This is a genomic window from Streptomyces sp. NBC_01214 (assembly GCF_026340975.1).
Classification (GTDB): domain Bacteria; phylum Actinomycetota; class Actinomycetes; order Streptomycetales; family Streptomycetaceae; genus Streptomyces.
The window spans coordinates 2,597,465-2,617,448 of sequence record NZ_JAPEOS010000001.1 but is presented as its reverse complement, the minus strand read 5'-3'; the positions used below and the strand labels follow the sequence as shown (position 1 = coordinate 2,617,448).

General features: G+C 72.3%; 16 protein-coding genes and 1 pseudogene. 3 read left to right on the top strand and 14 right to left on the bottom strand.

The window, feature by feature from the left end:
• Positions 1 to 16: 16 nt before the first annotated feature.
• The gene (locus tag OG594_RS12530; protein ID WP_266598167.1) at positions 17 to 697 is read left to right on the top strand and encodes a nucleotidyltransferase domain-containing protein; all 681 of its coding nucleotides are present in this window, start codon (positions 17 to 19) and stop codon (positions 695 to 697) included.
• Here the strand turns inward: OG594_RS12530 and OG594_RS12525 are convergent.
• The 14 genes and pseudogenes from OG594_RS12525 to OG594_RS12460 form a co-directional block, all read right to left on the bottom strand.
• On the bottom strand, positions 686 to 1,444 hold the full coding sequence (locus OG594_RS12525; RefSeq protein WP_266598165.1) for a nucleotidyltransferase domain-containing protein: 759 nt from the start codon (positions 1,442 to 1,444) through the stop codon (positions 686 to 688). The genes OG594_RS12530 and OG594_RS12525 overlap by 12 nt on opposite strands.
• 3 nt (positions 1,445 to 1,447) lie before the next feature.
• On the bottom strand, positions 1,448 to 2,458 hold the full coding sequence (locus OG594_RS12520) for an ADP-ribosylglycohydrolase family protein (RefSeq protein WP_266598163.1): 1,011 nt from the start codon (positions 2,456 to 2,458) through the stop codon (positions 1,448 to 1,450).
• Positions 2,455 to 3,183: an NUDIX domain-containing protein gene (locus tag OG594_RS12515; protein ID WP_266598161.1), complete on the bottom strand. Its 729-nt coding sequence runs from the start codon at positions 3,181 to 3,183 to the stop codon at positions 2,455 to 2,457. Before OG594_RS12515 ends, OG594_RS12520 begins: the two co-directional genes overlap by 4 nt.
• Positions 3,180 to 4,259 (bottom strand): AAA family ATPase, encoded by a 1,080-nt coding sequence (locus OG594_RS12510; protein WP_266598159.1) that lies wholly within the window; start codon positions 4,257 to 4,259, stop codon positions 3,180 to 3,182. Before OG594_RS12510 ends, OG594_RS12515 begins: the two co-directional genes overlap by 4 nt.
• Positions 4,256 to 4,852: pseudogene (pnuC, locus tag OG594_RS12505) on the bottom strand (nicotinamide riboside transporter PnuC); the annotation flags it as partial. The gene OG594_RS12510 and the pseudogene pnuC, both read right to left, overlap by 4 nt.
• Positions 4,853 to 5,008: 156 nt before the next feature.
• On the bottom strand, positions 5,009 to 6,358 hold the full coding sequence (locus OG594_RS12500) for a pseudouridine synthase (protein WP_266598151.1): 1,350 nt from the start codon (positions 6,356 to 6,358) through the stop codon (positions 5,009 to 5,011).
• Complete coding sequence (scpB, locus tag OG594_RS12495) at positions 6,358 to 6,990, bottom strand: SMC-Scp complex subunit ScpB (protein ID WP_266598149.1); 633 nt, start codon at positions 6,988 to 6,990, stop codon at positions 6,358 to 6,360. Before scpB ends, OG594_RS12500 begins: the two co-directional genes overlap by 1 nt.
• Complete coding sequence (locus tag OG594_RS12490) at positions 6,987 to 8,057, bottom strand: ScpA family protein (protein WP_266598147.1); 1,071 nt, start codon at positions 8,055 to 8,057, stop codon at positions 6,987 to 6,989. The genes scpB and OG594_RS12490 overlap by 4 nt, the downstream gene beginning before the upstream one ends.
• Before the next feature lie 338 nt (positions 8,058 to 8,395).
• Positions 8,396 to 8,917, bottom strand: coding sequence for a hypothetical protein (locus OG594_RS12485; protein ID WP_266598145.1), 522 nt, complete (start codon positions 8,915 to 8,917; stop codon positions 8,396 to 8,398).
• Positions 8,902 to 10,020 (bottom strand): ParA family protein, encoded by a 1,119-nt coding sequence (locus tag OG594_RS12480; protein WP_078626630.1) that lies wholly within the window; start codon positions 10,018 to 10,020, stop codon positions 8,902 to 8,904. The genes OG594_RS12485 and OG594_RS12480 overlap by 16 nt, the downstream gene beginning before the upstream one ends.
• A 368-nt stretch (positions 10,021 to 10,388) precedes the next feature.
• Entirely contained in the window at positions 10,389 to 11,504 is a 1,116-nt protein-coding gene (gene ald, locus OG594_RS12475; protein WP_266598142.1) for an alanine dehydrogenase, read from the bottom strand.
• Between the two features lie 152 nt (positions 11,505 to 11,656).
• A complete protein-coding gene (locus tag OG594_RS12470; protein WP_266598140.1) occupies positions 11,657 to 13,645 on the bottom strand; it encodes a tetratricopeptide repeat protein in 1,989 nt (662 codons plus the stop codon).
• 182 nt (positions 13,646 to 13,827) lie between these two features.
• On the bottom strand, positions 13,828 to 14,463 hold the full coding sequence (locus OG594_RS12465) for an NUDIX hydrolase (RefSeq protein WP_266602863.1): 636 nt from the start codon (positions 14,461 to 14,463) through the stop codon (positions 13,828 to 13,830).
• A gap of 83 nt (positions 14,464 to 14,546) precedes the next feature.
• Positions 14,547 to 16,217 (bottom strand): CTP synthase, encoded by a 1,671-nt coding sequence (locus OG594_RS12460; protein ID WP_266602861.1) that lies wholly within the window; start codon positions 16,215 to 16,217, stop codon positions 14,547 to 14,549.
• A 446-nt stretch (positions 16,218 to 16,663) separates the two neighbouring features.
• On the opposite strand from OG594_RS12460, the gene OG594_RS12455 reads away from it, so the two are divergent.
• Together OG594_RS12455 and OG594_RS12450 are read left to right on the top strand one after the other, a co-directional pair.
• Positions 16,664 to 18,493 (top strand): glycoside hydrolase family 15 protein, encoded by a 1,830-nt coding sequence (locus OG594_RS12455; RefSeq protein ID WP_266598138.1) that lies wholly within the window; start codon positions 16,664 to 16,666, stop codon positions 18,491 to 18,493.
• Between the two features lie 107 nt (positions 18,494 to 18,600).
• Positions 18,601 to 19,983, top strand: a complete 1,383-nt coding sequence (locus OG594_RS12450; RefSeq protein ID WP_266598136.1) for an FAD-binding oxidoreductase — start codon at positions 18,601 to 18,603, stop codon at positions 19,981 to 19,983.
• Position 19,984: the final 1 nt, after the last annotated feature.

Below are 19,984 nucleotides of genomic sequence, written 5' to 3'. Positions count from 1 at the left end.
CGCCTAAGCTCCCCAGATGGACGATCTGACGCTGGTACGGGACCACACCGTCTACCGATGTGTGATGGGCTCCCGGGCGTTCGGACTGGCGACGGGGGCGAGCGACACCGACCTGCGCGGTGTCTACCTCGCCCCGACGCCGCTGTTCTGGCGGTTCGAGAAGCCCCCCACCCACGTGGAGGGCCCGCGGGACGAGGAGTTCTCCTGGGAGCTGGAGCGCTTCTGCGAACTAGCCCTGCGGGCCAACCCGAACATCCTGGAGTGCCTGCACTCCCCCCTGGTGGAAGAGGTCACCCCGGTCGGCGAGGAACTGCTCTCCCTCCGCGGGGCCTTCCTCTCCCGCCGGGCCCACACCAGCTTCAGCCGGTACGCGGCCTCCCAGCGCGGCAAGCTCCTCGCCGACGTCAGGGTCCACGGCGCCCCACGCTGGAAGCACGCCATGCACCTGCTGCGCCTGCTGCTGTCCTGCCGTGACCTGCTGCGCACCGGCCGGCTGACCATCGACGCCGGCCCGCACCGCGACCGCCTGCTCGCGGTCCGCCGCGGCGAGCTCACCTGGGAGGAGCTCGACGCCTGGATGACCCGCCTCCAGGAGGAGACGGAGAGCGCCCTGGCCTCGACCGTGCTGCCGGCGGAGCCGGACCACGCCCGGGTGCAGGACTTCCTGGTCCGCACCCGCCGCGCGTCAGCCGCGTAGCACGCGCCGCCGCACGACGAACGCGTCGAGCGCGTCGAACGCCGTCGCCTGCTCGGGCAGCGCGGAAGCGGCCTGCGCCGCGTCCAGCACGGTGTGCAGCGCCTCGAAGTCCTCGCGCACGCCGCCAACCGGCGGGCCCTCGTAGCCCCCGTGCTCGGCGGCCACCTTGGCCTCGATGAGGGCGGCGAGGTACGGGGGCGCCTCCGGCACCTCGGCCAGCAGGGTCGGCAGGTGCGCCTGCACCTCGGCCGACCGCATGAGGTGGATGCCGGTGAGCAGCGCCCGGAACGCGTAGAGCAGCGGTTTGAGTTCGACGGACTTCTCGAAGAGCCGCCACTGGGTGCCCGCGAACCCCCGGTAGTGGTGGGCGTGGTGGGAGGTCAGCACGCCCGGGGCCAGTGCGATCAGTTCGTCGTGCGCCGCCGTCGTGTGGACCACGAGCGGGGAGAGCAGCTGCTCCAGGACGTAGCCGTTGCGGTTCAGCATCAGGCGGACGAACTTGCGTAGGTCGTGCGTGACGAGGTCCATCTCCACGTCGTCCCGGTCCCACATGCGGGTCCGGGTCTCCTCCGGCTCGCGCAGGCCCAGCAGGGCCTGCGCCGGGAGCAGGTGGGCGCCGCGCAGGTCGATGTCGGAGTCCCGGGACGGGAAGCCGTACAGGTGCGCGCCGGAGACCGTGGCGAAGAGCAGCGGGTCGGGCTGCTCCGCCACGACGGGGGTCAGGTCGATGCTCAGTGCGTCCAACATGGATCAAGCGTCCCAGAGGGTGCCGAAGGCCAGGAGTTCGTCCCGGTACTCGATGCGGCCCTCCCACTCGCGGGGCCAGACGTCCGCGCCGAGGTGGGCTCCGGCGAAGGCGCCCGCGAGGCAGGCGATGGAGTCGGAGTCGCCGCGCGTGCAGGCGGCCCGGCGCAGCGCGGTCAGCGGCTCGTCGGGGAAGAGCAGGAAGCAGTGCAGGGCGGTGGCGAGGGCCTCCTCGGCTATCCAGCCGTCGCCCGTGGCCAGGCACGGGTCGGTCTCCGGGGACGGGGACCGCAGGGCGGCCGCGAGCCGGTCCAGCACGGCCAGGCACTCGTCCCAGCCCCGGGCGATGAAGGACTCCGGGGAGGCGTCGGAAGCGGTCCGCATCCACAGGTCGCCCAGCCAGCGCTCGTGGTAGCGGGTGCGGTTCTCCAGGGCGTACGAGCGCAGCCGCCCGACGAGCCCGGTCACCTCGGTGCCCTCGGCCAGCAGGTACACGGCCCGGGCGGTCAGGTCGGAGGCGGCGAGCGCCGTCGGGTGCCCGTGGGTGAGGGCCGACTGGAGCTGCGCGGCGCCCGCCCGCTCCTCCTCGGTCCAGTCGGGCACCAGCCCGACCGGGACCACCCGCATGTTGGCGCCGCAGCCCTTGGAGCCGATCTGGCTGGCGTCGCGCCAGTCCCGGTCCGGGGCGTCCAGCAGCCGGCAGGCCGTCATGCAGGTGCGGCCCGGGGCCCGGTTGTTCTCCGGGGAGTGGTACCAGTCGACGAACTCCTCGCGGACCGGCCGGGTCAGGCGCAGCGGGCCCACCGGGCCGCGCTCGGCGGCCGTGCGCATGCCGCGGGCCAGGGCGAGGGTCATCTGGGTGTCGTCCGTGACGATCGCCGGGCGCGGCAGGCCCATCTCGCGCCAGGGGCCCGTCTTGGCCAGGATCGAGGGCACGTCGTTGAACTCGGTCGGGAAGCCGAGGGCGTCGCCCAGAGCCAGGCCGATCATGGCGCCGGTCGCGGCTCGCTTGGTCATCGGGTGGATCCTTCCGGTCGCAGCAGCGGAGGGTGGAGGGTGGTCGCCGGACCGGGCCGGTAGAGGGCGGCCGGTTTGCCGCGGCCGCCGGTCAGCCGGGCGGCGCCCGGTACGGCCTCGACGAATCCCGGCGTCGCCAGGACCTTGCGGCGGAAGTTGGGGCGGTCGAGGTGGGTGTTCCAGACGGTTTCGTAGACGGACTGGAGCTCGCCGAGGGTGAATTCGGGCGGGCAGAAGCCGGTGGCCAGGCAGGTGTACTCCAGCTTGGCACCGATCCGCTCGCGTGCGTCCGCCAGGATCACCGCGTGGTCGAAGGCCAGTTCCGAGACCTCGTGCAGCGCGGTCCAGCGGGCGTGCGCCGCATCCCCGCCGCCCTCGGCCGCCGGCTCCGGCAGGTCCGGGACGAGGGCGGTGAAGGCCACCGAGACCACCCGCATCCGGGGGTCGCGGTCCGGTTCGCTGTACGTGCGCAGCTGCTCCAGGTGGAGTTCGGCCACGAGCGTCTCCGGCAGGCCGGTCTCCTCGGCCAGTTCGCGCCGGGCGGCGGTCTCGGCGGACTCCCGCGGCAGGACGAACCCGCCGGGCAGCGCCCAGGCCCCGGCGTACGGTTCCTGACCACGCCGGATCAGCAGGACGTGCAGGGCTCCGCCGCGCACGGTGAAGACGGCCAGGTCGACGGTCACCGCGAACGGCTCGAAGGCGTACGGGTCATAGCCGGCGGTCATCGGTTCTCCGGAAGGGGGTCGGTGAAGTGCCAGCCCTCGGCCAGCAGCGCGTCCACGGCGCGGACGGCCGCCTCCAGCCGGGCCGCCCGGTCCCCGCGCACGACGAGGAAACGTCTCCCGGTGCGCTCCAGTTCCGCCCGGAACCGCTCGGTCATCCAGGGCCGCAGGTGCTCCCCGTCCCGCAGTCCGTCGTCCTCGAAGGGCACGTCGGCGTGGTCGGTGAGCAGGTACAGGTCCCGCCGGGTGAGGTCGGCGATCCGCTCGACCTCCGCGTTGCGGCCGCCCATGTACCGCTCGTGCCAGATCCCGGTCGCGAAGGAGTCGGTGTCGCAGAACAGCACCGGGGAGCCGAGCCGGGCCGCGTGCTCCTCGTCCGCGTCCTGGTGGCGCGCGATGACCGGGAACTCCTGCGAGGTGAAGGAGACGTCCGCCCAGGAGGCGGCCGGGTCGGCGGCGCGGGCCGCCGCCAGCTTCTCCTCGCTGTACCGGCGCCCGTACTCGGGGACCCAGCCCGTCTTGGCCCATACCCCGCCGCGCCGCCGGTAGTGGTCCGCCAGGGCCCGCGACAGCGTGGTGGTCCCGGTGGACTCCGCGCCGAGCACGACGACCCGCCGGGTCAGGGCGGCCCGGACGGCCGGCCCGAGGAACTCCCAGGAGCCGGCCGGGTCCCTGCGCACCGCCGTTCCGGACACCGGGAAGAGCGTCCGTTCCCGGTCCACGAGGACCTCCTCGGCGCCGAACCGCCGGGCGAGCTCGCTCCCGTACTCCTCCGAGGTGAACACGGCGTCCACCCGCCCGGGGACCGCGCCGCGGAAGACGGCCATGTGCGCCTCCCAGATCTCCGGGTCGTGGAGGTCGACCGGGATGTCGTCCACCGCGCCGACGACCTCGGCCCCGGGGTGCGCCTCGCGCATCCAGGCGACCCGGTCGGCGAGCGGGACCGACTCCACCGAGGCCGCGCACACCAGCACGGTCAGCCGCTCGCACTGGTCCTGGGCGGTGCGCACGAGGTGGTGGTGCCCGGCGTGCGGCGGGTAGAACTTGCCGAGGACCAGGCCGTGCCCGTGGCGCCTCATGCCGTCGCCTCCGCCGCCGTACGGGCCTGCCGCACGGGCAGGGTGCGCCGCCAGCCGAGGAGTCCGACCACGCACAGGGCGAGGAAGCCCGCGTAGAGCGCGGAGGTCAGGTAGAGGCCCTTGTGGGCGTAGAGCGGGATGTAGACGAGGTCGGCGGCGATCCACAGCCACCAGGACTCCACGAGCTTGCGGCACTGCCCGTACGTGGCGACGAGCGAGAGCCCGGTGGTCAGCGCGTCCCAGAAGGGGACGGTGGAGTCGGTGGCCCGGCCCAGCAGCAGGGTGAGCGCGAGCACCCCCACCGCCCCCGCCGCGGCGAGCCCGACCCATTCGGTGCGCGTGGTGCGGCGCACCGGCAGGGCCTCGGCGGATCTTGGTCCACCCCCGTGGGTCCAGGACCACCAGCCGTAGGCGGCGAGGGCGATGAAGACGATCTGGAGCCCGGCGTCGGCGTAGAGGCCGGCCTGGGCGAAGAGCACGATGAAGAAGACGTTGTTGGCGATCCCGATCGGCCAGTTGGCCACGTGCTGCCGGGCGACCAGCCAGACGCACAGGGCGCCGGTGGCGAAACCGAGCACCTCGGTCCAGCTCATGCTCCAACTCATGACGACCCCCTCCGACTACTTAATGGTCAGACTGACTATAAACAGTGACGCGGGTCCCCGACAAGCAGAAAACCCGCGGCGCCCTGGGGCACCGCGGGTTTTCTGCGATCGGGCCGGCCGCCTGCGCGGCGACCAGCCTGCGTGCTAGAGACCGACCTCGCGCATCAGCATGCCGACCTCGGTGTTGGTCAGGCGGCGCAGCCAGCCGGACTTCTGGTCGCCCAGCTCGATCGGACCGAAGGAGGTCCGGACGAGCTTCTCGACCGGGAAGCCGGCCTCCGCCATCATGCGGCGGACGATGTGCTTGCGGCCCTCGTGGAGGGTGACCTCGACCAGGTAGTTCTTGCCGACCTGGTCGACGACGCGGAAGTGGTCGGCGCGGGCGTAGCCGTCCTCCAGCTCGATGCCGTCCTTGAGCCGCTTGCCGATCTCGCGCGGCAGCGGGCCGGTGATGGCCGCCACGTACGTCTTCTTCACGCCGTACTTCGGGTGCGTGAGGCGGTGGGCCAGCTCACCGTGGTTGGTGAGCAGGATGATGCCCTCGGTCTCGGTGTCGAGCCGGCCGACGTGGAAGAGACGGGTCTCGCGGTTGGTGACGTAGTCACCGAGGCACTGACGGCCGTCCGGGTCCTCCATGGTGGAGACGACACCGGCGGGCTTGTTCAGCGCGAAGAACAGGTACGACTGGGTGGCGACCGTCAGGCCGTCCACCTTGATCTCGTCCTTCGGCAGGACGCGCTTGCCCTGCTCCAGCACGATCTCGCCGTTGACCTCGACGCGGGCCTGCTCGATGAGCTCCTCGCAGGCGCGGCGCGAACCCATGCCGGCGCGGGCGAGCACCTTCTGCAGGCGCTCACCCTCCGCCTCGGCGCCCGGGAAGGTCTTCGGGGTCTTGATCACGGGCTTGTCGGCGTACCGGTCGCGCACGCGCTCCTCGATCCGCGCGTCCAGCTCGCGCGGGCGGGACTGGCCGCTCCGGCTGCCGGGGCCGCTGCGCGGGCCGCCGGCGCCGCCGATGCCGGGGGTCTTGGAGGTCCGGGGACCGCCCTTGGCGCCGCCGCGCGCCGAAGCGCCGCGGGCACCGCCGCCGCCCGCGTTGGGGCCGCTGCGTCCGCTGCGCTCGCCCTCGGGGCCGACGTCGTAGCGGCGCTCCTCGGGACGCGGGTTGCGGATGCGGGGGGCCGGCTGGTCGCGGTCGCGCGAGTCGGAGCCGCCCTGGTAACCGCCACCGCCCTGGTAGCCGCCGCCCGAGCTGCCGCCGCGGGAGCCACCGCCCTGGTAGCCGCCGCGGGAGCCGCCGGAGCTGCCGCCCCGGTAGCCGCCGCCGGAGCTGCCGCCACGGGAGCCGCCGGAGCCGCTGCCGCCGCCGGAGCCGCTCCCGCGGTAACCTCCGCCGCCGCTGGAGGAGCCGCCGCGGGAGTTACCGCGCCCGCCGCCGCCTCCGCCGCCGCTGTTCCTGTTGCCGCCACCGTTGCCGTTGCCGCTGCTTCGCATCAAAGTTCCGTCGTCTTGTCGTCTTCATCGGTGTCCGGTGCGTCCGGATCGAACGACGGCACACCTTCTTGCGTCTCGGCTTCGATCGCGTCCGCCTCGGGGAGGAAGGGCGCGAGCTCCGGGAGCTCGTCCAGGCCGCGCAGGCCCATCCGCTCCAGAAAGTAGTTCGTCGTCCTGTACAGGATCGCACCTGTTTCGGGTTCCGTCCCCGCCTCCTCCACCAGACCGCGCTGGAGGAGGGTCCGCATGACCCCGTCGCAGTTGACTCCGCGGACCGCGGAGACCCGCGATCGGCTCACCGGCTGCCGGTACGCGACGACCGCCAGGGTCTCCAGGGCCGCCTGGGTGAGCCGGGCCTGCTGGCCGTCCAGTACGAAGCCCTCCACGGCCGGCGCGTACGCGGCCCGGGTGTAGAACCGCCAGCCGCCGGCGACCAGCCGCAGCTCGAAGCCCCGGCGCGCGGCCGTGTACTCGTCGGCGAGCTCCCGCAGCGCCTGCCCGACCTCGCGCGGGGTGCGTTCCAGCACCTTGGCCAGGTGGGCCTCGGTGGCCGGCTCGTCCACGACCATGAGCACGGCCTCGAGGGCCGGCTTGAGCTCCAGCGCGGCCACCGCGCTCACGTCGCCGTTCACTCCTTCGCCTCCACGATCTGGTCGAACTCGTCGGTCACGGTCGGCATGCCGTCGCCGTCCCCGCCGCTCCAGCGCACGGTGAGGGTCGCCAGCGCCTCCTCCTGGTCGAGGACGACCGCCTTCTCCCGGTAGAGCTCCAGCAGGGCCAGGAAGCGCGCGACGACGGTGAGGGTGTCCCCGGCGTCCTCGGTGAGCTCCTGGAAGGTGGCCTCCCCGCGCGCCTTCAGCATCCGCACCACCAGCCCGGCCTGCTCGCGCACGCTGACCAGGGGGGCGTGGATGTGGTCCACGTACACCTGGGGCTTGGCCCGGGGCTGCATGGCCTTCACGGCCAGCCGGGCGAACCCCTCCGGCCCGATGCTGATGACGACCTCGGGCAGCAGGTCCGCGTGGTGCGGCTCCAGCCCGACCGTCCGCGGGTACCGCCTGCCCTCGGCCTCCGCGCGCCGCTCGAAGATCTCGGCGATCTGCTTGTACGCGCGGTACTGGAGCAGGCGCGCGAAGAGCAGGTCCCGGGCCTCCAGCAGGGCGAGGTCGGCCTCGTCCTCGACCTCGGCGACCGGCAGCAGCCGGGCGGCCTTCAGGTCGAGGAGGGTGGCGGCGACGACGAGGAACTCGGTGGTCTGGTCGAGGTCCCAGTCGGGCCCCATGGCGCGGATGTGCGCCATGAACTCGTCGGTGACCTTGGACAGCGCGACCTCGGTGACGTCGAGCTTGTGCCGCGAGATCAGCTGGAGCAGCAGGTCGAAGGGGCCCTCGAAGTTGGCGAGCCGCAGGGTGAACCGGCCGTCGCCACCCGCGGGGGGCGCGGTGTCCGGGCCGACGGCCGCCCCGGCGTCCGGGGCCGGGTGGGACCCAGGCGGCTGCTGCTGCCCGTCTGCCGGCCCGGGGGAACGTTCCGGCTCGGTACCGCCCGCCGTCGGCGCGGGGCGCGCAGCGGGCGCCTCAGGGGCTTCGGGCCCCGCTCCTGCGTCGTGCCCGTCCGGTTGCCGGGCCGCGTCGGGGGCACCGGGGCCGCGCCCCAGGACGCGCCGGGTCGGTCGGCCGGATTCGGCGGGGAGGGGCATCGATGTCCAGGAGGTGCATGGGGGCGGCGTGGAGGGCCGGGCGCCGTGGCCGCGGCCACCAGCAGCCTACGGGCTCCCCCGCGCTCCCCGGCGGATCACCGCCCGGCACGGCGCCGCACCGCCGGACCGGCGCTCCCCGCCCGTACGGAGCCCCGTGCGGACGGCTTCCCCGCGACGGGGCGGGGTTCCCGGGGACCGGGTCGCGGATCGTCCGGAGGCCGGTCACCGGGCGGACGGCCGCCGGGCCCGGCTCCGGGACGGCGCACCGCGGGCCGAGCGGCGACGCGCCGGCGGTCCGGACGGCACCGGGGCGCCAGCAGAGCGGGCCCGCGGGGCGGTCAGCGGCCGCGCAGGCGCCGTACGAGGATGCTCGCGTCGCCGCGGGACTCCAGGTCGGCGAGGACGACCGCGACCGCCTCGCGGACGATGCGGCCCCGGTCCACCGCCAGCCCGTGCTCCCCGCGCAGCACCAGCCGCGCGTGTTCCAGGTCCATGAGCTCCTCGGCGGAGACGTAGACCGTGATCTTCTCGTCGTGGCGCTCGCGGCCGCTGGGGCGCCGGTTCGCGCCCCGGCCCTGCCCCTTGCCCCGGCGGCCCGCACCGGCCGGGGCGGACCCCACGGCGCCGGCCGGTCCGACAGAACCTTCCTGCGGTCGCCTGGGCTGCCCCACGACGGGCCCGCCGGTGTCCGCGGCCTCCCGGCCACGGCCCTCGCTCGCCGTGCCCTCGGCCGAAGCGGCCGAGTGTTCTGCGGCGGGCGTCTCCTCGCCCCCGCGCCGCGGCGAGGACGGCTGGAGCGCCATCCCCCCGGTCGTACGGAACAGTTCGTCGGCTCCGGGCAGACTCACTCGGCGTGACACCGGGCGAGCACCTCCCTGGCCAGCTGGCGGTAGGCGGCGGCGCCGACGGAGTTGGACGCGTACGTCGTGATCGGCTCACCGGCGACCGTGGTCTCCGGGAAGCGCACCGTGCGGCCGATGACCGTGTGGTAGACGTGGTCGTCGAAGGCCTCGACGACGCGCGCCAGCACCTCACGGCTGTGCACCGTACGGGAGTCGTACATCGTGGCGAGGATGCCGTCGAGCTCCAGCTCGGGGTTGAGCCGCTCCTGCACCTTCTCGATGGTCTCGGTCAGCAGTGCCACGCCGCGCAGCGCGAAGAACTCGCACTCCAGCGGGACGATGACCTTGTGAGCCGCCGTCAGGGCGTTCACGGTCAGCAGACCGAGCGAGGGCTGACAGTCGATCACGATGTAGTCGTAGTCGGCCATCAGGGGCTTCAGGGCCCGCTGCAAGGTCGACTCGCGCGCGACCTCGCTGACCAACTGCACCTCGGCAGCGGACAGGTCGATGTTGCTCGGCAGCAGGTCCATGTTGGGGACCGCCGTCTTGAGCAGCACCTCGTCGGCCGACATGCCCCGCTCCATGAGCAGGTTGTAGACCGTCAGGTCGAGTTCCATCGGGTTCACGCCGAGGCCCACGGACAGCGCGCCCTGCGGGTCGAAGTCGACGAGCAGCACGCGGCGCCCGTACTCGGCGAGCGCGGCACCCAGGTTGATGGTCGACGTGGTCTTGCCCACGCCGCCCTTCTGGTTGCACATCGCGATGATCTTCGCCGGACCGTGGTCGGTCAGCGGACCCGGGATCGGGAAGTACGGGAGCGGGCGTCCGGTCGGGCCGATCCGCTCACGGCGCTGACGGGCAGCGTCGGGGGCGAGGGTGGCCGCGTACTCGGGGTCCGGTTCGTACTCCGCGTCGGGGTCGTAGAAGTGCCCCTCGGGCACATTGTCGTAGTCGGCGAAACCCACGGGCTTTTCGCCGCTCAGGTCGCCGGCCCTGGAGTTCACGTCTAGGCCGTCCATGCTCTTTTGGGGCGTCGTCATGTGCTGGTGGTTTGCGAAGGTGCGTACTGCGACGGAGCCGACGGCTTCGAGCCCGGTAGGGCCCTGGCCCCGCTCAGGCATCCCTGCTCGACCACCCCCAGGAGCAAATGTCGACTCATTCACAAGTCGTCTTACCTCCTCGGACGTGACCAGGACACTTATCGATAGGTCAGCGTGGCACCATGCCGACGGTTGGCGACTCTATGGCGTGTCACCGCCCAGCGGCAACACAATCCGCCGGACCCGGCACGATGTGTCGGCAACCGAACACCGCTCTGTCAAGGGCGCACGAGCTGTCGCTGCGAAGTTTCGCGGGTGTGCGAAAGGGTTAAAGGGTTACGTTCGAGGCGAGTTGAGCGGGGTCTTGGGGCACCGCGCAAACGCGGCCGGCCGGACCTTGCGGGCAAGGTCCGGCCGGATACGTGAGATTGACGTCAGTCGTTGACGTGTCAGCCGAGCAGCGTGCTCAGCTCGAGGGTCTCGAGGCCGTGGGCCTCGGCGACGGGACCGTAAACGACCTGGCCGTCATGGGTGTTGAGGCCCAGCGCGAGCGCGGGGTCACGACGCAGCGCCTCGACCCAGCCGAGGTTCGCGAGCTGCACGATGTAGGGCAGCGTGGCGTTCGTCAGCGCGTAGGTGGAGGTGTTCGGCACCGCGCCCGGCATGTTGGCGACGCAGTAGAAGACCGAGTTGTGGACCTGGAAGGTCGGCTCGGCGTGAGTGGTCGGACGGGAGTCCTCGAAGCAGCCGCCCTGGTCGATCGCAATGTCGACAAGGACACTTCCGGGCTTCATCTTGGCGACGAGCTCGTTGGTGACCAGCTTCGGGGCCTTCGCACCCGGGATCAGTACCGCGCCGATGACGAGGTCGGCCTCGACGACGGCCTTCTCCAGCTCGTAGGCGTTGGAGACGATCGTCTTGATCTTCGTACCGAAGATCTTGTCGGCCTCGCGGAGCTTGTTGATGTCGCGGTCCAACAGGGTCACGTGGAAGCCCATGCCGATGGCGATCTGCGCGGCGTTCCAGCCGGAGACGCCGCCGCCGATGACGACGCACTCGCCGGCGTGGGTGCCGGGGACGCCGCCCGGGAGGACGCCGCGGCCGCCGGCCGAGCGCATCAGGTGGTAGGCGCCGACCTGCGGGGCCAGCCGGCCCGCGACCTCGGACATCGGGGCGAGCAGCGGCAGCGCGCGGTTGGCGAGCTCGACCGTCTCGTACGCGATGGCGGTGGTGCCGGACTCCAGCAGGGCGTCCGTGCACTCGCGGGAGGCCGCCAGGTGCAGGTAGGTAAAGAGCGTCTGGTCCTTGCGGAGGCGGTGGTACTCCTCCGCGATGGGCTCCTTGACCTTGAGCAGCAGGTCGGCGGTGGCCCAGACCTCGTCGGCGGTGCCGAGGATCTCGGCGCCGGCCGAGACGTACTCGGCGTCCGTGATCGAGGAGCCCACACCGGCGTTCTGCTCGATGAAGACCTGGTGGCCGCCTCGGACCAGCTCATGCACGCCGGCGGGCGTGATGGCGACCCGGAACTCGTTGTTCTTGACCTCGCGGGGGATGCCGACCTTCATCGTCGATCACGGTCCTTGGCTCAGGGGATATTACGGGGCACTTCCATACATACCCGCCCACAAGAACGCGCAACGGGATGCACCACGGGATGCCGCGGTGAACCCAGTCTAATGAAGGATGAGTCGCTGTCTAGCCTTGCAAACCAATAATCTTAGTCGGAAGCACTACGGATTTCGCAGGCTGCGGGGTCATCTCCCAGCAATCTGTCGGCTGCGGAGCGGTGCAGCCTGGCAGCTGCGGGGTCCCCCAGTCTGTCCAGCGTGTCGGCCAGTCGGACCTGTAGTGCGGCCTGAAGTCGCTGGTCGCCCGCCCTGCGGGCCAGCTCCACCGCCTCTCGGCAGGTGTGCAGCGATTCCTCGGGCCGACCGGCGTACTCCTGGACCCGCGCCATCTCGCTCAACGCCTTTGCCTGACCGGGCACATCGGCCAGCTTCCGGTAGCCCGCGGCGGCCGCCCGCCAGCTGCGCAGCGCGTCCCCGTACCGCCCCGCGTAGGTGTGGACGTTCCCGAGCCGCCCGTACAGCCGGGCCTCGTCCGCGCGCTCGCCCCGTGCGAGGGCCTGCGAGAGCGCCCGGCCGAACCAGTCGGAGGCCCGGTGCCAGTCCGCCAGTTCCTGGTAGGCGCCCCCTACGGATTCCATCGCGCGGCCCGTCGCGTACGGATCGTTCGCCGCCCGTCCGGCGTCCAGCGCGGCCCGGTAGCGCTCCAGGGCCTCCTGGGTACGGCCGGTCGATGCGTCCAGGTCGGCCAGGTTCAGCAGCGCGGCGGCCTGCTCCCGGTGCAGGCCGCGGCGCTCGGCCACGTCCAGGACCAGCTGGTGCAGCCCGTACAGCTCGGGGGCGGCCCCGGCCGTGCCCCGGTGGTCCGCCAGCGCCCGTACGAGGGCCGCGACCAGTCGGCGGGCCAGGGTGTCCAGCCCTCCGTCGGCCACGGCCAGGGAGGCGGCCGCGGTGAGCGCGGGCAGCCGGGTGTCCAGCCAGGTGGCGGCGGCCCGCCGGTCGGGGAACCGCAGGGCGCGCGGCAGGCCGTCCAGCAGCTCGCGGAGGTCGTCGTCGACGGCGGCGTCCACCCCGGGCTCCTCGGCCTCGGCCATGGCCCGGCAGGAGTGCAGCAGCCGTACGGTGCGCTCCAGCATCCGGGCCCGGGCCAGCTGGACCTCGGCGGGGCGTTCCTTGGCCTCCAGCAGGGCCTGGAGCAGCGGCGCGAGGCAGCCGGGCAGCAGGAAGAGGCCGTCGCGGGAGGGGCGGACGAGGCCCAGTCCGGCGAAGTCGTCCAGGGTGGACTGGGCGGCGGCCACGGAGCAGCCGGCGAGGGCGGAGGCGGTGTGCGAGTCGACGATGCCGGCCGGGGCGAGCGGCAGCAGCCGCAGGGTCCGCTGGGCGGGCTGCGGCAGGGAGTCGTAGACCAGCCGGAAGCCGCGGGCGAGCGGGCCGCCGGTGGTGGCGGGCATGTCGTGGAGCTGCTTGGCCACGTCGGCGACGGCGGCCTTGGGGTGGGCGGCGAGCCACCCGCCGATGAGGACGAGCGCGGCGGGCTGGCCCCCGCACTCCTCGGCGAGGGCCTCGGCGGCCCGGGGGTCGGCGGTGACCCGGGTGTCGCCGATGCGTTGGACGAGCAGTTCCACGGCGGAGGGGGTGTCGAGTCCGCCGAGGGTGCAGGGCCGGACGTCGGGGATCCCGGTGAGCGGCCCCTCGGCGGTGACCACGACGAGGCACTCGGGGGTGTCCGGCAGCAGGGCGTCCACCTGCTGCGGATCGGCGGCGTCGTCGACCAGGATGATCGCCCGGCGGCCTTCGAGGGCGGTGCGCAGCGCGGAGCTCAGCTCGTCCTCACCGGCCCCGGGCGGGGTGGGCAGCCCCAGTCCTTCCAGCAGGCTCCGGACGGCCCGCTCGGTGGCCACGGTCTCCCCGCCGGGGGCGGTGAGCCGGGTGCGGAGCACTCCGTCGGGATACTCCTCGGCGACCTCGTGCACGAAGGCCTCGGCGAGGGCCGTGCGCCCGGAGCCCGGCCGCCCGGCGACCAGCAGGACCCGGGCCCGGGGCGCCTTGGCCTTGCGGCCGGAGAGGGTGTCGAGCCCGGTCCGCGCGATGTCCTCGCGCAGCTCCTTGAGCTCACGCCGCCGCCCGACGAAATCCGCCACGGATCCGCTCCTCTCCCTGCCACCGGATTGCGAGCGTAGTTCACGCAGAGCGACGACCCGGGTGGAGCGTGGCGGACAAATCCCCCGATCGGATCAGCAGATGGACCTATTTTTCACGCGCCGCTCGCGCGGCGCGCGCGGCCGGGACCCCGCGGGGCCCGGCCTGATCGGCAAGACACCCTCTACGCCTCGTAGGGGCGGGCCGGCCAGGGGGCGAGGGCCGGGCGCAGGGCCTCGATGCCGCCCTCGGAGGCGAGGGCCGCCGCGAGGGCCAGTACCCCGGTCACCAGCCCCGGGTTGTGCAGTTCGCCCGCCAGGACCCCGCGGACCAGGTCCGCGAGCGGGACCCGGGCGATCTCCATGTCCGCTTCCTCCTCGGAGACCGCGTACCGCTCCCCCTCGGCCTCTGCCAGGTCCCGGGCGAGGAAGATCCGGACGGCCTCGTCGGATCCGCCGGGCGAGGTGAAGAAGTCGGCCAGCACCCGCCACTCGCCCGCCTTGGCGTGCGCCTCCTCGTACAGCTCCCGCTGGGCCGCGTGCAGCGGGTTCTCGCCGGGTACGTCCAGCAGTCCGGCCGGGAGCTCCCACAGCCGGTGCCGCACCGGGTGGCGGAACTGCTTGAGGACCAGCACCCGCTGCTCCTCGTCGAGGGCGAGGACGCACACCGAGCCCGGGTGCACCTGGTAGTCGCGGCGCACCACCGAGCTGTCGGGCATCCGCACCTGGTCCGACTTCACGGCCGTCTTCGCGCCCTCGAACGGGGTCCGTGAGGCGACGACCTCCCACGACTCCGGTGTGTCCACGATGTCGTTGCCCATGGCCATGGCCGATACCTTCCCCGAGAACGCGACAGCCGGGGCACGATCCGTGCCCCGGCTGCCTACGTTATGCGGTCAGGCCCTCACTTCGCGGACTGCTGCCGCTCCACGGCCGCCTTCACCAGGCCGGCGAACAGCGGGTGCGGACGCGTCGGGCGCGAGCGCAGCTCCGGGTGGGCCTGGGTGGCCACCAGGTAGGGGTGCACCTCGCGCGGGTACTCGACGTACTCGACGAGCTTGTTGTCCGGGGAGGTGCCGGAGAAGACGAGGCCCGCCTTCTTCTCCAGCTCGCCGCGGTAGGCGTTGTTGACCTCGTAGCGGTGGCGGTGGCGCTCGTCCACGTAGGCCTCGTCGCCGTAGACCTCGCGCACGATGGAGCCCTCGGCGAGCTTGGCCGGGTACATGCCCAGGCGCATCGTTCCGCCCAGGTCGCCCGCGCCCTCGACGAAGGCCAGCTGCTCCTCCATGGTCGAGATGACCGGGTGCGGGGTGGAGGCGTCGAACTCGGTGGAGTTGGCGTCCTCGATGCCCGCGAGGTTGCGCGCGGCCTCGATGACCACGCACTGCAGACCCAGGCACAGGCCGAGCAGCGGGATCTTGTTCTCGCGGGCGTAGGTGATCGCGCCGACCTTGCCGTTGACGCCGCGGTCGCCGAAGCCGCCGGGCACGCAGATCGCGTCCACGTCGCCGAGCACGGCCGCGGCACCGGCCGGGGTCTTGCAGTCGTCGGAGGTGACCCACTTGATCTGGACCCGGGCCTTGTTGGCGAAACCGCCGGCGCGCAGTGCCTCGGTCACCGACAGGTAGGCGTCGGGCAGGTCGATGTACTTGCCGACGAGCGCGACCTTGACCTCGTGGTCGGGGTTGTGGACCCGGTCGAGCAGGTCCTCCCACACCGTCCAGTCGACGTCACGGAACGGCAGGTCGAGCTTGCGCACGACGTACGCGTCCAGGCCCTCGGTGTGCAGCACCTTCGGGATGTCGTAGATCGACTTGGCGTCGATCGCCGCGACCACGGCCGCCTCGTCCACGTCGCACATCAGCGAGATCTTGCGCTTGATGGAGGTGGGGACGTCGCGGTCGGCGCGCAGCACGATGGCGTCGGGCTGGATGCCGATGTTGCGCAGGGCCGCGACCGAGTGCTGGGTCGGCTTGGTCTTGAGCTCACCGGAGGGGCCGATGTAGGGGAGCAGCGAGATGTGCACGACGAAGACGTTGTCGCGGCCGACCTCGTGGCGGACCTGGCGGACGGTCTCCAGGAACGGCAGCGACTCGATGTCGCCGACGGTGCCGCCGACCTCGGTGATGACGACGTCGACGTCGTCGGTCGCCATGCGCCGGATGCGGTGCTTGATCTCGTTGGTGATGTGCGGGATGACCTGCACGGTGTCACCGAGGTACTCGCCGCGGCGCTCCTTGGCGATGACCGTGTTGTAGACCTGGCCGGTGGTGACGTTGGCCGAGCCGTCGAGGTCGACGTCGAGGAAGCGCTCGTAGTGGCCGATGTCCAGGTCGGTCTCGGCGCCGTCGTTGGTGACGAACACCTCGCCGTGCTGGAACGGGTTCATCGTGCCGGGGTCGACGTTCAGGTACGGGTCGAGCTTCTGCATCGTGACCCGCAGACCGCGCGCCTTGAGCAGCGCACCCAGGCTGGAGGCCGTCAGGCCCTTGCCGAGGGAGGAAGCGACACCCCCGGTGACGAAGATGTGCTTGGTCGTCATGGCTGTGCTGTTTCGAAAAGCAGCGGGCGGCATCGCCAAGAGGGGGCTCCCGTGGTCGCGAAGTGAGGTGCGTCCGGCACTGGCCGCCGTCGATCCGGAAGGGTCTCAGGGGGCGCCGAAGCTGCGGTTTCGGGGCTCCTGATTCGCACAGGCAGACCACCGGTCCACGGGGTACCAGCCTATCAGCGCCCGGAGCGGTCCGCCTCCGGGCACGCGGCGCACGCGCCCGGCACGGCGGTGCCGGAGTGCGCCGGGGCGGCATCGCCGCTGCTCACCCGTTCGGCCCAACCGCATTCTCCACAGCATCACGGAGATCACTAGGGTGCCGTCATATCCTGCTCGGATATTGCACACATCACCGCCGGGCAGTCCGTCAGACGGCCTAACCGAGCCGATATACGGAATCATGGGCTCACGCGGAGATCCCTGCACACAGGAGACCGCGCAACCGCGCAATGCAAGCGCCCTTCGGGGCGGACGTGGCCGTTCGACTGGAGATGCACGTGTCCGGGCGCATCGAGGATTACGCACTGATCGGGGACATGCAGACCGCAGCACTGGTCTGCCGGGACGGAGCCGTGGACTGGCTGTGCCTGCCACGCTTCGACTCGCATGCCGTGTTCGCGAGCATTCTCGGCACCGAGGATCACGGGTTCTGGCGGATCGGCCCGTCGTTCCCGGCGGGCACCGAGGCTCCGCGTGCGACCCGCCGCCGCTACCGCGGTGACTCGCTGGTGCTGGAATCGGAATGGGACACCCCGCGCGGCAAGGTCCGCGTGATCGACTTCATGCCACCCCGAGAGGATCACGCGCCACAGCTGATCCGCATCGTGGAGGGCATCAGCGGGCGCGTGCCGATGCGCTCGGCACTGCGGATGCGCTTCAGCTACGGGCGGGTCGTGCCGTGGGTGCACCGGGTCGACGGGCGCACCGTGGCCGTGGCCGGCCCCGACTCCGTCTGGCTGGACGCCGACGCGCAGACCTACGGCGAGGACCTGACGACGTACTCCGACTTCACCGTCGGCCCCGGCGACCGGAAGGCCTTCAGCATCAGCTGGCAGGCCTCGCACCGCGACGCGCCCGAGACCCCCGACGCCGAGGCGGCCCTGGAGTCGACCACCGACTTCTGGCGCGAGTGGGTCGACCAGTGCACCTACCACGGGCCCTACCGGGAGGCCGTGATCCGCTCGCTGATCACCCTCAAGGCCCTCACGTACGGCCCCACGGGCGGGATCGTCGCCGCGCCCACCACCTCCCTGCCCGAGGAGATCGGCGGGGTCCGGAACTGGGACTACCGCTACACCTGGCTGCGGGACGCGGCCATCACCCTCTCCTCGCTGCTGCGCACCGGATACCGCGAGGAGGCCCGCGCCTGGCGCGAGTGGCTGCTGCGCGCGGTCGCCGGCGACCCGGAGAACCTGCAGATCATGTACGGGATCGCGGGCGAACGGGAGCTCGGCGAGACCGAGCTGGACTGGCTGCCCGGTTACGAGGGCTCCCGCCCGGTCCGCGTCGGCAACGGCGCCGCGGGCCAGCTCCAACTCGACGTGTACGGCGAGGTCACCGAGGCCCTGCACCTGGGCCACATGACCGGGCTCGCCCGCAGCGACTACGCCTCGCTGCTCCAGCTCAAGCTGATCCGCTACCTGGAGACCCACTGGGACCAGCCGGACGAGGGCATCTGGGAGGTGCGCGGCCCGCGCCGCCACTTCGTGCACTCGAAGGTGATGGCCTGGGTGGCCGTGGACCGCACGATCAAGCTGATCGAGAGCGGGGACGCGGACGGCCCGCTGGAGCGGTGGCGCGAGCTGCGCGACGAGATCCACCAGGACGTGTGCGAGAAGGGCTACGACAAGGAGCGCAACACCTTCACCCAGTCCTACGGGTCGAAGGAACTGGACGCCTCCCTGCTGCTGATCCCGCAGATGGGCTTCCTGCCGCCGGACGACAAGCGGGTCATCGGCACCATCGAGGCGATCCAGCGCGAGCTGTCCACGCCCGACGGTTTCATCCTGCGCTACCCGACGGCGGGCGAGGAGGCCGGCGTGGACGGCCTGGAGGGCGACGAGGGGGCCTTCCTGGCCTGCTCGTTCTGGATGGCCGACGACCTGGCGATGATCGGCCGGGTGGACGAGGCGCGGCGGCTGTTCGAACGGCTGCTGTCGCTCCGCAACGACCTGGGCCTGCTCGCGGAGGAGTGGGACCCCCGGCTCCAGCGGCAGGTCGGGAACTTCCCACAGGCCTTCAGCCACGTTCCGCTGATCGACACGGCCCTGCGGCTGACGGCCAGCGGGGCGTACGGCGGCTGATCCCGGTCGACCCGCCGGGGCCGCGGACCATCTCGCCGCGCCCCGGTGATCGTCCGCGCCTACGCTGGAAGTGTCCTATGCCCTCCCTCCGGTGGAAGGGGGCAGCCATGGCTCCCCTGTCGAAGGCGGGCGCGGCCCTGACCGCGCTCCGCGAGGATCTGTCCGGCGAGGTCTTCGCTCCGGAGGATCCGGGGTACGACGAGGCCCGGACGCTCTTCAACGCGATGATCGACCGCAGACCGGCCGTCATCGCCCAGTGCGAGAGCACGGCGGACGTGGTGACCGCAGTGCGGTTCGCGAGGGAACTGGACCTGAACATCGCCGTGCGCGGGGGCGGACACAGCGTGGCCGGGATGTCCCTCAACGACGGCGGCCTCGTCGTGGACCTGCGGCGGATGCACGAGGTGACGGTCCATCCGGCGGCCGGGGCGGCGCACGTCGGGGGCGGGGCCACCATGAGCCACCTGGACCGGGCCTGCCAGCCCTACGGGCTGGCGACGACCGGCGGCCGTGCCTCCACCACCGGCGTCGGCGGCTACGTGCTGGGCGGCGGCAGCGGCTGGCTCGACCGGAAGTTCGGCCTGGCCGTGGACAACCTGCTGGGCGCGGAGCTGGTCACCGCCGACGGCGAGCTCGTCCACGCGACCGCCGAGGAGCACCCGGAGCTGTTCTGGGGGTTGCACGGCGGCGGCGGCAACTTCGGCATCGCCACCTCGCTGACCCTGCGGCTGTACGAACTGCCCGCCATGTCGATCGCGTTCCTGCTGTACCTGCCGGAGCGCGGGCCCGAGGTGGTCCGTACGTACCGGGACGTCATCGAGGCCGCGCCGCCCGAGGCCTCGGGCGCCGCCCTCTACCTCACCGGCCCGCCCGAAGAGTTCGTCCCGCAGCACCTGGTCGGGCGGCTGCTGGCCGGGGCGCTGCTGACGTACGCGGGCCCCGAGGACGAGATGCGGGGGCTGGCCGAGCCGCTGCTGGCGATCCCCCACGAGTCGGAGATCGTCACGGCCATCCCGTACGCCGACCTCCAGTGCATGATCGACGACCCGCCGGGCATGCGGAACTACTGGTCGGCCGAGTACCTCACCGGCTGCCCCGACGCGTTCGTGGACGTCTTCTGCGCCCGCGCCGAGGCCATGCCGGTACCGACCGGCACCCAGCACCTGGTCTTCCCGCAGGGCGGCGCCGTGGCCTCCGGCCCGGCCGACTACCCGGTGCCGTACCGCGACTCGCCGTGGGTGGTGCACCCGTTCGGGATCTGGGAGGACGCGGCCGACGACGAGCGCTGCCGGCAGTGGGTCAAGGACGTCCGCGCCGACGCCCGGCCGTGGAGCACCGGCGCGGTCTACCTCAACTTCACCGGGGACGAGGGCGTGGAGCGGGTGGTCTCGGGCCTCGGCGCCGAGAACATGCAGCGACTGGGCGCGCTCAAGCGCCAGTACGACCCCGACAACATCTTCCGCTTCAACCACAACATCCAGCCCGCCTGAC

Excerpts from the sequence above, each read along its gene's own strand:
- OG594_RS12525 (WP_266598165.1), bottom strand. The coding sequence starts at position 1,444 with ATGTTGGACGCACTGAGCATCGACCTGACCCCCGTCGTGGCGGAGCAG.
- OG594_RS12520 (WP_266598163.1), bottom strand. The coding sequence starts at position 2,458 with ATGACCAAGCGAGCCGCGACCGGCGCCATGATCGGCCTGGCTCTGGGC.
- OG594_RS12490 (WP_266598147.1), bottom strand. The coding sequence starts at position 8,057 with ATGCCCCTCCCCGCCGAATCCGGCCGACCGACCCGGCGCGTCCTGGGG.
- OG594_RS12450 (WP_266598136.1), top strand. The coding sequence starts at position 18,601 with ATGGCTCCCCTGTCGAAGGCGGGCGCGGCCCTGACCGCGCTCCGCGAG.
- OG594_RS12515 (WP_266598161.1), bottom strand. The coding sequence starts at position 3,183 with ATGACCGCCGGCTATGACCCGTACGCCTTCGAGCCGTTCGCGGTGACC.
- OG594_RS12465 (WP_266602863.1), bottom strand. The coding sequence starts at position 14,463 with ATGGGCAACGACATCGTGGACACACCGGAGTCGTGGGAGGTCGTCGCC.
- ald (WP_266598142.1), bottom strand. The coding sequence starts at position 11,504 with ATGAAGGTCGGCATCCCCCGCGAGGTCAAGAACAACGAGTTCCGGGTC.
- OG594_RS12460 (WP_266602861.1), bottom strand. The coding sequence starts at position 16,217 with ATGCCGCCCGCTGCTTTTCGAAACAGCACAGCCATGACGACCAAGCAC.
- OG594_RS12500 (WP_266598151.1), bottom strand. The coding sequence starts at position 6,358 with ATGCGAAGCAGCGGCAACGGCAACGGTGGCGGCAACAGGAACAGCGGC.
- OG594_RS12480 (WP_078626630.1), bottom strand. The coding sequence starts at position 10,020 with ATGCCTGAGCGGGGCCAGGGCCCTACCGGGCTCGAAGCCGTCGGCTCC.
- OG594_RS12530 (WP_266598167.1), top strand. The coding sequence starts at position 17 with ATGGACGATCTGACGCTGGTACGGGACCACACCGTCTACCGATGTGTG.
- OG594_RS12510 (WP_266598159.1), bottom strand. The coding sequence starts at position 4,259 with ATGAGGCGCCACGGGCACGGCCTGGTCCTCGGCAAGTTCTACCCGCCG.